The following is a 12,264-nucleotide window of genomic DNA, read 5'->3' on the forward strand; positions in this document are numbered from 1 at the left end:
TGAAACTTTCAGTCTTCAAATCCCGCACTACGTATAGCCCAGACCGTTGTGGTGCATATAAAAAAACGAAATGAGAGTTGAATTTTTAGGACACGGACTTCATAAAGACCATACCAATACGGTTGGACACTATATGATTGACTCTTTTAAAAATGACGACTACTACTCATTTATTGGATTCTCGGGATTTACGAAAATGTCAGGAATTAATCGAATTAAGGAAGAACTACTTGAAGCTTCAAAAAGGTTTCAGTCATTAAAATTCTATCTTGGAATTGTAAGAAAAGGAACTTCAAGAGAATCTCTTCAATTTTTAATCGACAACAATATTGAAACTTGGATTTTCTGCACAGAAGACCAAATAATGTTTCATCCAAAAATCTATTTTTTCAAAGGCAAACATAATTATCGCTTTGTCACCGGTTCATCAAACTTGACAAGTTTTGGGCTCTTTGATAATATAGAAGCTTCAACCCTTTTTGAGTTTTCAAAGACAAATCAGCAAGGGAAAAAACTAGTAAGACAATTTGAAGAATATTTCGAGCCAATTTTAAAAGGCACTGATAAGAACGTACAGAAACTAACACAAGAAGTATTAAAAGACCTAGAAGAATCAGGTTTTATATGGCCAGAATCTCAAACAAATGCTGAATACGAATTTGTCAAGTCAAATAAAAAAACCTTTGCTAAAAGAAAGAAAACCAAGTTTGATAAAAATTCACTAGGCAAAATTGAAACAAAACCACCTTCAAATAATAATAATTCAGACTATATACCTGCGATAACACAAGAATACTTAAACTCTTGGCCTGATTTTTTTGAGCTATTTAAGGAGTTCAAAAAAGAGAATAAAGACAAAGGAGAAAAATATAGTGTTGTTGTTCCAAGAGATTATAAAAATCCGTCATTATATAATTGGTACTTAAAACAAAAGATTTACTACAAAAACAAAATTTTACCACCTGAACACGAAGAACTGCTCAGAAAGGAACATTTTTATTTTGGTGATGCTCATAAACTATGGCAGGAATGGAAAGACAGCACAAAACTAAAATTGCTACAAGAAGCTGTAGACGAAGGCGAAAATATCGGACTTAGCCAGAGATATGAATACAAAGGTGTGCGACTTGGAACTTGGATTCAAGGAATTAAAAAGGCAAACAAATCAGGCAAAAAACTAGACGTTATGGAGAAAATCAATGACATTTTCGACTTGTCTTCAAAAAGCAGAACGCCAATTGACACAGCTAATAGATTTGTAAACGACCTTTTAGAAGCAGAGAATCCTGAAAAAGCTCATTTTCAAAATAGATTCAACCATTCAATTAGGGATAGAATTGACGAGCTTCCTGATGAAGTACAACAGGATATTGTTGATGTTTGGTTTCTTGTATTTGAAGAAGAGCGTCCACTTGGTAGAATAAGAACAAGGCAAAAAGATAGAACAGATGAGTGGAAAGAATTCCGATATAATAAATCAATAAATCCGGAAGGTCATTGGTTTTCAACTTATTCTCTAATGGGAGATTTATACAGTTGGGTCAGACAAAAAAGGGAAGTTAAAACTAGAATGGACTTAGTCAAAAAGAACTTTAATGAACAAGAGAAAAGTGAATTACGGAGAGAAGGATTCCCGATATAAAAAAATACGCACCACAACAACGGCTATAAGCAATTGGGGTTTAAGTGATTATATTAAAAATAAGTAAAGAAATCAAGGTCAATGCTAAACCGAAAAGTCAGGGCGAAAAATCCCCAACTGCTCATAGCCACGACCGTTACCACCAATTAAAAAACAAACCCGAGAAGAATAAGCAAACAGACGAATAATAAATGCCTTTTACATTTTCACACCCAGCAATAATACTACCATTGACTTTTTTACCAAGACATTGGTTTTCGCTGACTGGACTTGTAATTGGAAGCCTCACTCCTGACTTCGAATATTTTATAAGAATGAGAATTAAAAGCGAATTCAGTCATACAATTGAAGGACTTTTTTGGTTTGACTTACCACTAGGACTAATACTCGCTTTTTTATTTCACAGCATTGTACGTGACAGACTTTTCGACAACTTGCCGACATTTTTAAAATCACGATTTTTGTCTTTCCAAAAGTTTGACTGGAACGAACATTTCAAAAAAAATTGGATAGTAGTGTCTATTTCGATTTTAATCGGAGGCTCTTCACACATTTTTTGGGACAGTTTTACTCACGACCACGGTTATTTTGTTCAGACCATTCCTGCGTTACAAAACGTGGTTGATTTTTTAGGTAGACAAATTCCCATTCTAAAAATATTACAACACTCTTCAACATTACTCGGTGGACTTATAATTGCTTTTGCCATTTATAAACTACCTCAAAGTAAGACTGAAAACGACAATATAAATCTGAAATACTGGGCAATTTTAGTTGGACTGACCTCGACAATTATTTCAATCAGACTTTTGAGTGGACTTGACTTAAAACAATACGGAAACGTAATTGTGACAGCAATTTCCGCAGGACTAATTTCACTAACAATAACACCTTGGCTGACAAAAAGTAAAAAAATAACTGGTGGTAACAATGGCTATACATAATGCGGGGTTAAGTGTGAAATTTGAAATTTTCGTCTTGTAATTCGCTTCGCCTTTTGTATATTTAGTGAAAATTTAAAATATTCAACGGCTACGCTCTACTCCGTGCCGATTTGAAACTTTCAGCTTTCAAATCCCGCACTACGTATAGCCCAGACCGTTATGGGCAACCCCACGACCGAGCAACCCGACATTCGATTTTAAAACACAATGGAAAATAAACCGAAAATAATAAAAGTAAGAGAGTTGCTTACAAATGACTCTTTACAAATTCCAAGTTACCAACGTCCTTACAAATGGACAACGAAAAATGTCAATCAACTTATTGACGACATTCTAATACACAAAGAAAAATCAGAATATCGTTTAGGAACGCTTGTGGTTCACAATCACGACAATATTTCTGACATTGTTGACGGACAACAACGAACAATTACTTTGACATTGATTGCTTATGCAATAACTCAAAAACAAAACAAAACGACAGAAGAAGAAAAAGCCTTAAAAAGTTTTGACCCTAAACTTTTGAATTTATCTTTTGCTAATGACATTTCAAAAGCAAATATCCAAAACAACTACAAACAAATCGAAAGACGAATTGCAGATTTTGACGAAAAGTCAATATGGTTCTTCTTGGAAAAATGCACTTTGGTAGAAGTGGTATTGAATGATATTTCAGAAGCATTTCAGTTTTTTGATTCTCAAAATTCAAGAGGTAAAGATCTTGAACCACACGACTTGTTAAAGGCATTTCACTTGCGAGAAATGAATAATTTTTCAACGGAAGAAGAACGCAAAAAGACTGTTGAAAAATGGGAAAGTTTGGACACAGCAAAACTTTCAAAACTATTTTCACAGTATTTATTCAGAATTAGAAATTGGAGCAAAGGACATTCAGCACGATATTTTTCAAAAAATGAAGTTGATGTTTTCAAAGGTGTAAGTCCCGACATTGAAGAAAATTATCCTTTTGCATCAATGCTTCGCATTGCTCATTTTTATGTTGAAGAATACAACAGCTCATTTCACAGAAATATAGACAAACGAGAAATGACTTTCCCTTTTCAAATAGATGAAACTATTATAAACGGAAAACGATTTTTTGAAATGATAGAACATTATCAAATGATGATTGATAATGTAAAGTCAAAAGAAATGAGTGAAAAATATCCTATTTTAAACACAATCAAAACGTATGACGGTAGTTTCCGCACAGGCGACAAATATATTCGCAACTTGTTTAATTGTGGTTTAATTTATTACATAGACAAATTTGGGGATAAAGATTTATCAAAAGCTATTGATAAAATTTTTGTTTGGGCATATACATTACGTTTGAAGTTACAAGCAGTTGGCATTGATTCTGTTGATAATTTTGCTCTAAATCAAGGACATTCTCAAATTCAGCTATTCAAGAAAATGAAAGAAACGATTAAACCTAATGACATATTAAACTTACGACTTGAGACTTTAAAAGAAAACAAATCAAGCAAAACAGAACTAATTGTTGAACAATTCAAGCGTTTGAAATATTATGAATGATAAACAGCCGAAATATTACAATATAAAAACATTATTGGGTTCAGACGATTATGTAATTCCAATCTACCAAAGAAATTACGAATGGGGAGAGCCTCAAATAACTCAACTTATTCAAGACATTGTAGATTACATTCTTAAAAGCAAAGTATCAGAGAATAAACCTAAATACTACATTGGTTCTTTGATTGCTTACGAAAGAAAATTAGAGGGAAGCGTAAACTATGAAACCATAGACGGACAACAACGCTTAACAACATTAACCATATTGTTGAATGTAATCAAAAATGAATATTCAACGATTGATTTATCTTGGTATAAAAAACTCAATTTGTCTTTTGACAGCCGTAAAATTGCGTCAAACACACTTTCATATCTTTTTAAAGATGAAAGTTTAGACAATAAAGAATGTAATGTTGCTATTCAACAAGGTTATTATGATGCAAAAAAATCATTAGCGAAAATATTAGCTGACAATGATTTGTCTATTGATGAATTTTGCAATTACTTTTTTGATAAGGTTACAATCTTGCGTGTTTTAGTTCCAGAAGACACAGACTTGAACCATTATTTTGAAATAATGAATAGTCGTGGAGAACAATTAGAAAAACACGAAATTTTAAAAGCAAAAATGCTTGAAATTTTGGAAGACGACAATTTGAAATATGCTTTCAACTTGATTTGGGAAGCAACTTCAAATATGGAAAAATATGTTCAATACGGTTTTTCAGTTGCACAAAGAGATGAACTATTTGGTAAAAATGATTGGAACAATTTAGTTGGTAAAGACGATTTATATCAGAAATTACAAATTCCAACAGCTAATCAAACTTCAGAAGAAACTCTGACTATTAGCCAACTTCTTTTAAAAACAGCAAAACCTATTTCTGATAATTCAAGCACTACTGACGAAAGCCCAGATAGATTTAATACAATTATCAATTTTGCAAACTTCTTACTTCACATTTTAAGAATACAAACAAAATTCGACGTTCCATTAGACGACAAACGACTTTTGGAATTGTTTGAACCCTATTTGAAAGCTGAGGGTAAAAAAGAATTTGTAAAACAATTTGGTTACAATTTGTTGAAAGGGAAATTCTATTTTGATAAATATGTTATAAAAAGAGAGTTTGCAAAAGGTTCTGACCATTGGAGCTTGAAACGATTGAAATGGTATGACGGAAATAAAGTTAGTTATGTAAATACTTTTGATGCGGATAATGTAGAAACCAATGACGGTGCTAATAGAGAAATTTTGATGTTGTTATCAATGTTTCACGTTTCAAATCCAACATTGGTTTACAAACATTGGTTAAACGCTTCCTTGAAGTTCGTTGTAGAATATTCGGGAACTAACTTGGCAAACGATTATAAATCATATCTTGAAAATCTTGCAAAATCATTTTTAAATGACAGATATTTAGCCGTTAATCAAAGAGATTTTTATGAAATAATTTATACAAACAACGGACAACACAAAAATTCTGAAACAGACATTGAAATTAACAAACTCAATCAAGGAACAGCAGTAGAAAACTTTATTTTTAATTACCTTGATTATTTGTTGTGGCAAGATTATAGGACTAACAAAAATTATTTCAAAATCAAGAATGGACAAGCATTTACAGACAATCGTGTGAAAGATTTTGAATACACTTTTAGAAGTTCGGTAGAGCATTATTATCCACAACACCCTATTGACGAAAACTTAATCTTAAAAGGACAAGATGCTGATTGGTTAGACAATTTTGGAAATCTCTGCCTTATTAGCGGTAGTAAAAATTCTCGTTTGAGTAATTTTATGCCAACAGCAAAGAAAGATTATTATACAGGAAGTTCAACAATTGACAGTATAAAACAACGAATTATGATGGAATATGAGCATTGGGACACAAACGGTTCGAATAATCATAATGAAATAAAAGAACACTGCGAAAAAATGACTGAATTACTAACAAGATAAACGGGGCAGCCCATAATCGAGTAGACGGCTCCGCCAATAACTGACGGAGTGCGCCTCTCACACCACCGAGCGTACGGGTCACGTACTCGGCGGTTCGCAAAGAGATGGATTAAGCTCTAAATATAATTCGGTTAAGGAAATATACCCCCTTTTCTTCAAGCGTTGTAAAGTAATGGTTGTTCCTAAAATAGGACTTTGTGCAATTGCCCAACCTCCTTTTCTCGTTCTGCTCCAAGCGTAGGCGTGGTCTTGGCTGGCGCCCAATCGAATCAGGTTTTTCCGCTTTCGTTCAGGTTTCTTCCAATGATGCCAAATGCAGTAGCGCAGTCGGTTACGTAACCAACCATCTAAATCTCGTAATTTGCCCAAAATACTCGTGCCTTGAAAATAGTTCAACCATCCTCGTTGCACTTCTTTTATCTTGGTAATACGTTCTTCGAACGTGGCTGGTGTAGTTTTTCGGGTTATGGCTTTGAGTCGCTCTTTTAGTTTCTTCCATGCCTTTTCCGAAACGATGAGTTGGTATTGATTCTTGCTTCCTTTTTTGTACGTAGGCACAAACCCAAAACCTAAAATCGTGAAGTTGATTGGTTTTCTAATACCGCTCTTTTCTTCATTTATAGTTAATTTGAGCTTGTTTTTCAGGAACTTCTCAATTACCACTCTCGTAGCTTTGGCTTGATTGTGGCTTTTGCAATAGATACTAAAATCATCCGCATAACGTACAAATTTGTGTCCTCTTCGGGTCATTTCCTTATCCAATTGATGCAGTAAAATGTTCGACAATAGCGGACTTAAGGGACTTCCTTGCGGAACGCCTTTTCTTCTCTTTTGTAGCTTTCCGTTGATTTTAATCGGTGCTCTGAGCCATTTACGTATGAGTTGCAGGGTAGCTTTGCATTTTACTTTCTGATAAATTAAATTCAGTACTAAACAATGGTCAACTTCATCGAAGAAGTTTTTCAGGTCGATATCAACAATGTGATTGAGCCCTGAATGGATGTATTCCCTAGATTGTCCAACAGCTTGTCGGGCATTCTTCTGGGGTCTAAATCCAAAACTATAATTACTAAATTCGGGTTCAAAAAGTGGTGCAAGGGTTTGTGCTACGGCTTGTTGCAACACACGTTCTGTAGTGGTGGGAACACCCAATAATCGGGTGTTTCCGTTTCCTTTCGGAATTTCGATACCTAAAATGGGGTGTACTTGGTAGTTTCCGTGTTTGATGTCTTCAATCAGTTGTAGTTTCTTTTCAGAAAACACCTTGCGGAGTTCTCGGATAGAAACACCATCAACACCCGCACTGCCTTTATTGGCAATAACGTGTTCCAATGCTTTTTGAAGATTAAACGGTTGTACTACTCTTGTTATCATTTTAGCTTGTTTTAACCTGTTTTCGTTAAGTAGGGCTACTATGCGTTCCGTTACTCATTAAAAACCTCTTTACGTTCGGTCCTTCCTTAATTGTGAGTCCTATGCGGTATCTATTCGCACCTCGTTTGCCTTCAAGTACTATGACCTCTGCTGACTTCTCTTTGTGATTAACTCGTAATCTTTTGCCCGCCCGCCTGCTGGCTCGTTCGCTAAAAATGTCCATCGGACATTTTCTTTACGCTCTGCCCTCCTGGTAAATGCTTTTCCCTTCCATCTATCGCCGGTACATCTACATAACAATAATCTGATTTAATAACATGTTCAGAACACTGTTTTGGACTTCGTATTGCTGTGGATACTCATCCTTATTGCTATGCCTCATATGTACTTTCTGTTCGTCGGTACAGATTTTTGCCGTTTGGCTTCCTTTAGTGCATACCTCACGGTAAACCACCTTGCCACGTGCTAACGGTTCGGATTGTTAGTCCCGCCCGTAAGGGGCTTGCACCCTCTGGAAAAATAACACCCCGAAAACTTGGTCAATAAAACTAAATTTGTATTTTTGAACTATTTGAAAAGCTTTCGGGATGTGTCCTGCATATGCAGGGCACACACAAGGTATTGCCAAAAGCGGGGCTGAAGGTATTCTTTTGAAGTTTTTTACTATATTTGAACTATGGTATTCTCCTTGAAGTTGAGGCACAAAATCCCCCGCCTTCGGCAATACCCAAACCGTTGTGTGCAATATAACAGAACAAAAAACGTATTACTAAAAATGACATAATATGGACAGAAAAAAATTTTTAAAGAAAGGATTGGTTGGATTAGGGACTATTGTTGCTTTACCAACAGTTATAACCTCTTGCTCAAATGATGACGACAACAACTCTACAACTACAGGAGATTGTGATTTATCCCCAAGTGAAACAGCTGGGCCATTTCCAATTATAACACCAGCTCAATTGGCTCAAGCAAATATAATTGGTAATAGAACTGGTGTGGCATTACTTATTACACTTACAGTTCAAGACCAAAGTGACGATTGCAACCCACTTTCTGGAGTATTAGTTGACTTATGGCATTGTGATGCGGAAGGAAACTACTCGCAGTATGGTGGAACTCAAATGCAACAAACAGATTATACAAATGAAGATTTCTTACGTGGAAGACAAACAACGGATTCTAATGGACAAGTTTCGTTCATAAGTATTTTTCCAGGTTGGTATATGGGCAGAGCACCTCATATTCACGTAGAAATATTGGATTCAAATGAAAATTCGTTGCGTGTTACGCAAATTGCATTTCCTAAAGATATTTGTGATACGGTTTATGCAACAACGGGTTACAATGGAGAAGCTGATACACTAAATGAAAGTGACAATGTTTTTTCTGATAGCCTTGATGGTAATATGCTTGATTCCTTGACTGGAAATACTACTGATGGATATACTTTGTTAAAAACAATTGTAGTATAAAATACTGCACACAATCGAGTAGACGGCTCCGCCAATAACTGACGGAGTGCGCCTCTCACACCACCGAGCGTACGGGTCACGTACTCGGCGGTTCGCAAAGAGATGGATTAAGCTCTAAATATAATTCGGTTAAGGAAATATACCCCCTTTTCTTCAAGCGTTGTAAAGTAATGGTTGTTCCTAAAATAGGGCTCTGCGCAATTGCCCAACCACCTTTTCTCGTTCTGCTCCAAGCGTAGGCGTGGTCTTGGCTGGCGCCCAATCGAATCAGGTTTTTCCTTTTCCTTTCGGGTTTCTTCCAATGGTGCCAAATGCAATAGCGCAGTCGGTTTCTTAACCAACCATCTAAATCTCGTAATTTGCCCAAAATACTCGTGCCTTGAAAATAGTTCAACCATCCTCGTTGCACTTCTTTTATCTTGGTAATACGTTCTTCAAACGTGGCTGGTGTAGTTTTTCGGGTTATGGCTTTGAGTCGCTGTTTTAGTTTCTTCCATGCCTTTTCCGAAACGATGAGTTGGTATTGATTCTTGCTTCCTTTTTTGTACGTAGGCACGAACCCAAAACCCAAAATTGTGAAGTTGATTGGTTTTCTAATACCGCTCTTTTCTTCATTTATAGTTAATTTGAGCTTGTTTTTCAGGAACTTCTCAATTACCACTCTCGTAGCTTTGGCTTGATTGTGGCTTTTGCAATAGATACTAAAATCATCCGCATAACGTACAAATTTGTGTCCTCTTCGGGTCATTTCCTTATCCAATTAATGCAGTAAAATGTTCGACAATAGCGGACTTAAGGGACTTCCTTGCGGAACGCCTTTTCTTCTCTTTTGTAGCTTTCCGTTGATTTTAATCGGTGCTCTGAGCCATTTGCGAATGAGTTGCATTGTAGCTTTGCACTTTACTTTTTGATAGATTAAATTCAGCACCAAGCAGTGGTCAACTTCATCGAAGAAGTTTTTCAGGTCAATATCCACAATGTGATTGAGCCCTGAATGGATGTATTCCCTAGATTGTCCAACAGCTTGTCGGGCATTCTTCTGGGGTCTAAAACCAAAACTATAATTACTAAATTCGGGTTCAAAAAGTGGTGCAAGGGTTTGTGCTACGGCTTGTTGCAACACACGTTCTGTAGTGGTGGGAACACCCAATAATCGGGTGTTTCCGTTTCCTTTCGGAATTTCGATACCTAAAATGGGGTGTACTTGGTAGTTTCCGTGTTTGATGTCTTCAATCAGTTGTAGTTTCTTTTCAGAAAACACCTTGCGGAGTTCTCGGATAGAAACACCATCAACACCCGCACTGCCTTTATTGGCAATAACGTGTTCCAATGCTTTTTGAAGATTAAACGGTTGTACTACTCTTGTTATCATTTTAGCTTGTTTTAACCTGTTTTCGTTAAGTAGGGCTACTATACTCATTAAAAACCTCTTTACGTTCAGTCCTTCCTTGACTGTGAGTCCTATGCGGTATCTATTCGCACCTCGTTTGCCTTCAAGTACTATGACCTCTGCTGACTTCTCTTTGTGATTAACTCGTAATCTTTTGCCCGCCCGCCTGCTGGCTCGTTCGCTAAAAATGTCCATCGGACATTTTCTTTACGCTCTGCCCTCCTGGTAAATGCTTTTCCCTTCCATCTATCGCCGGTACATCTACATAACAATAATCTGATTTAATAACATGTTCAGAACACTGTTTTGGACTTCGTATTGCTGTGGATACTCATCCTTATTGCTATGCCTCATATGTACTTTTTGTTCGTCGGTACAGATTTTTGCCGTTTGGCTTCCTTTAGTGCATACCTCACGGTAAACCACCTTGCCACGTGCTAACGGTTCGGATTGTTAGTCCCGCCCGTAAGGGACTTGCACCCTCTGGAAAAATAACACCCCGAAAACTTGGTCAATAAAACTAAATTTGTATTTTTGAACTATTTGAAAAGCTTTCGGGGTGTGTCCTGCATATGCAGGGCACACACAAGGTATATAAAAAATAGGCGAAATATTAGTAAAATCAAAGCTTTTGGCTCGTATCAAAGTCTGTGTTTAATCGAAAATTTCGTGCTTCGAAATCACCTACTTTTCATATACTAAACCGTTGTGCGTCATATACCAAAACCAAGAAATGGCAGTCCCGAAAAATAAAAAAGAACTGATTTTTGAAATCAAAAACAACTATTCCAAACTGAAGAAGGACTTGGAAACTATTCCAATAGAACTGACCAAAGAAAAAGAACTCGAAGGACACGCCAAAGAAACGAAAATGAGTGTTTCCGATTTGGTTGCTTATCTCATTGGCTGGGGAGAATTGGTATTAAAATGGAATCGAAAAAAAGAAAACGGAGAAATTGTTGACTTTCCCGAAACAGGATACAAATGGAATGAACTCGGAAAACTTTCCCAAAAATTCTATTCAGACTATGAAAATATTGACTTTCCTGAGTTGCTGAATAGATTAGACCAAACCGTAGATAAAATACTAAAGCTGATTGAAAATAATACGAATAAAGAACTTTATGAAAAACCTTGGTACGACAAATGGACAAAAGGAAAAATGATACAGTTCAACACTTCTTCACCGTATAAAAACGCCAGAAATAGAGTGCGAAAATGGAAAAAACTTTAAAAACAATAAATTAATATGCAATACGCTTACACGATAATTTACGTTGAAAACGTAGCCGAAACGATTGAGTTTTATAAAAGAGCATTTGGCTTTGAGAAGAAATTTTTAACACCTGAAAACGACTATGGAGAATTGATTTCAGGAGAAACAACAATTGCCTTTGCTTCTATTGAACTCGGAAACTCAAATTTTAAGCAAGGGTTTGAAAAAATAGATAAAGCAAAAAAGCCATTCGGAGTAGAAATGGCATTTACAACAGAAAACATCGAATCGGATTTTAAGAAAGCGATTGATGCAGGTGCAACGGAATTTGAGCCATTTGTTGAAAAACCTTGGGGACAAAAAGTCGGCTATGTTTTGGACAATAACGGATTTTTGATTGAAATTTGCACACCGATAAAAAATTAAAAAATACGAACGAACAACATTGTATAAGCGTAATGCGGGCTAAAGTGCTAAATTGGAACTTATTAACTATTAATAAACATATCGATAAAGTGGAAAGTATTGGCTTCGTAATCCCGCACTACGCTTATACTTGATCGTTACCGGCAAGTGTATGAAGACAGTGCAACCATTGAACAGACGACAATAAATTAAATAATAACTCAAAGACAAACCATTTTGACAGTTGGACAACATACAGACCATATTTCAAGCGGACAACGAGTAAGCCGACACTCATTACCAACCCTATGTTTTT

At 36.0% G+C, this 12,264-nt stretch carries 9 protein-coding genes and 1 pseudogene; 7 read left to right on the forward strand and 3 right to left on the reverse strand.

Annotated features, from left to right (window positions below; translation table 11 throughout):
* The first annotated feature begins 70 nt into the window (after window positions 1-70).
* The 4 genes from MG290_RS05860 (at window position 71) to MG290_RS05875 (ending at window position 6,088) form a co-directional block, all read left to right on the forward strand.
* On the forward strand, window positions 71-1,642 hold the full coding sequence (locus MG290_RS05860) for a hypothetical protein (RefSeq protein WP_264562914.1): 1,572 nt from the start codon (window positions 71-73) through the stop codon (window positions 1,640-1,642).
* Window positions 1,643-1,833: 191 nt separating this feature from the next.
* Window positions 1,834-2,586, forward strand: a complete 753-nt coding sequence (locus MG290_RS05865) for a DUF4184 family protein (protein WP_264562915.1) — start codon at window positions 1,834-1,836, stop codon at window positions 2,584-2,586.
* Between the two features lie 207 nt (window positions 2,587-2,793).
* The gene (locus tag MG290_RS05870; protein ID WP_264562916.1) at window positions 2,794-4,125 is read left to right on the forward strand and encodes a DUF262 domain-containing protein; all 1,332 of its coding nucleotides are present in this window, start codon (window positions 2,794-2,796) and stop codon (window positions 4,123-4,125) included.
* A complete protein-coding gene (locus MG290_RS05875; RefSeq protein ID WP_264562917.1) occupies window positions 4,118-6,088 on the forward strand; it encodes a DUF262 domain-containing HNH endonuclease family protein in 1,971 nt (656 codons plus the stop codon). The genes MG290_RS05870 and MG290_RS05875 overlap by 8 nt, the downstream gene beginning before the upstream one ends.
* Window positions 6,089-6,166: 78 nt before the next feature.
* Here MG290_RS05875 and ltrA (MG290_RS05880) read toward each other — a convergent pair whose 3' ends face one another.
* Window positions 6,167-7,462 carry a group II intron reverse transcriptase/maturase gene (gene ltrA, locus MG290_RS05880; protein WP_264562918.1) on the reverse strand — a complete coding sequence of 432 codons (1,296 nt, stop codon included), beginning with the start codon at window positions 7,460-7,462 and terminating at the stop codon, window positions 6,167-6,169.
* 785 nt (window positions 7,463-8,247) lie between these two features.
* On the opposite strand from ltrA (MG290_RS05880), the gene MG290_RS05885 reads away from it, so the two are divergent.
* Window positions 8,248-8,937, forward strand: coding sequence for a dioxygenase family protein (locus MG290_RS05885; RefSeq protein WP_264562919.1), 690 nt, complete (start codon window positions 8,248-8,250; stop codon window positions 8,935-8,937).
* A 76-nt stretch (window positions 8,938-9,013) separates the two neighbouring features.
* On the opposite strand, the gene MG290_RS14855 is transcribed toward MG290_RS05885, so the two are convergent.
* Together MG290_RS14855 and ltrA (MG290_RS14860) are read right to left on the reverse strand one after the other, a co-directional pair.
* Window positions 9,014-9,493: a group II intron maturase-specific domain-containing protein gene (locus MG290_RS14855; protein ID WP_442900787.1), complete on the reverse strand. Its 480-nt coding sequence runs from the start codon at window positions 9,491-9,493 to the stop codon at window positions 9,014-9,016.
* Window positions 9,494-9,511: 18 nt separating this feature from the next.
* Window positions 9,512-10,522: pseudogene (gene ltrA, locus MG290_RS14860) on the reverse strand (group II intron reverse transcriptase/maturase); the annotation flags it as partial.
* A gap of 538 nt (window positions 10,523-11,060) precedes the next feature.
* Between ltrA (MG290_RS14860) and MG290_RS05895 the strand changes: the two are divergent.
* Together MG290_RS05895 and MG290_RS05900 are read left to right on the forward strand one after the other, a co-directional pair.
* Window positions 11,061-11,561 carry a ClbS/DfsB family four-helix bundle protein gene (locus MG290_RS05895; RefSeq protein WP_264562920.1) on the forward strand — a complete coding sequence of 167 codons (501 nt, stop codon included), beginning with the start codon at window positions 11,061-11,063 and terminating at the stop codon, window positions 11,559-11,561.
* A 15-nt stretch (window positions 11,562-11,576) separates the two neighbouring features.
* Entirely contained in the window at window positions 11,577-11,969 is a 393-nt protein-coding gene (locus MG290_RS05900) for a VOC family protein (RefSeq protein ID WP_264562921.1), read from the forward strand.
* The last annotated feature ends 295 nt before the right edge of the window (window positions 11,970-12,264 follow it).

The sequence above is a fragment of the Flavobacterium sp. CBA20B-1 genome (assembly GCF_028473145.1).
GTDB lineage: Bacteria > Bacteroidota > Bacteroidia > Flavobacteriales > Flavobacteriaceae > Flavobacterium.

Excerpts from the sequence above, each read along its gene's own strand:
- MG290_RS05875 (WP_264562917.1), top strand. The coding sequence starts at position 4,118 with ATGAATGATAAACAGCCGAAATATTACAATATAAAAACATTATTGGGT.
- MG290_RS05865 (WP_264562915.1), top strand. The coding sequence starts at position 1,834 with ATGCCTTTTACATTTTCACACCCAGCAATAATACTACCATTGACTTTT.
- MG290_RS05870 (WP_264562916.1), top strand. The coding sequence starts at position 2,794 with ATGGAAAATAAACCGAAAATAATAAAAGTAAGAGAGTTGCTTACAAAT.
- MG290_RS05885 (WP_264562919.1), top strand. The coding sequence starts at position 8,248 with ATGGACAGAAAAAAATTTTTAAAGAAAGGATTGGTTGGATTAGGGACT.
- MG290_RS05900 (WP_264562921.1), top strand. The coding sequence starts at position 11,577 with ATGCAATACGCTTACACGATAATTTACGTTGAAAACGTAGCCGAAACG.
- MG290_RS05895 (WP_264562920.1), top strand. The coding sequence starts at position 11,061 with ATGGCAGTCCCGAAAAATAAAAAAGAACTGATTTTTGAAATCAAAAAC.
- ltrA (WP_264562918.1), bottom strand. The coding sequence starts at position 7,462 with ATGATAACAAGAGTAGTACAACCGTTTAATCTTCAAAAAGCATTGGAA.
- MG290_RS05860 (WP_264562914.1), top strand. The coding sequence starts at position 71 with ATGAGAGTTGAATTTTTAGGACACGGACTTCATAAAGACCATACCAAT.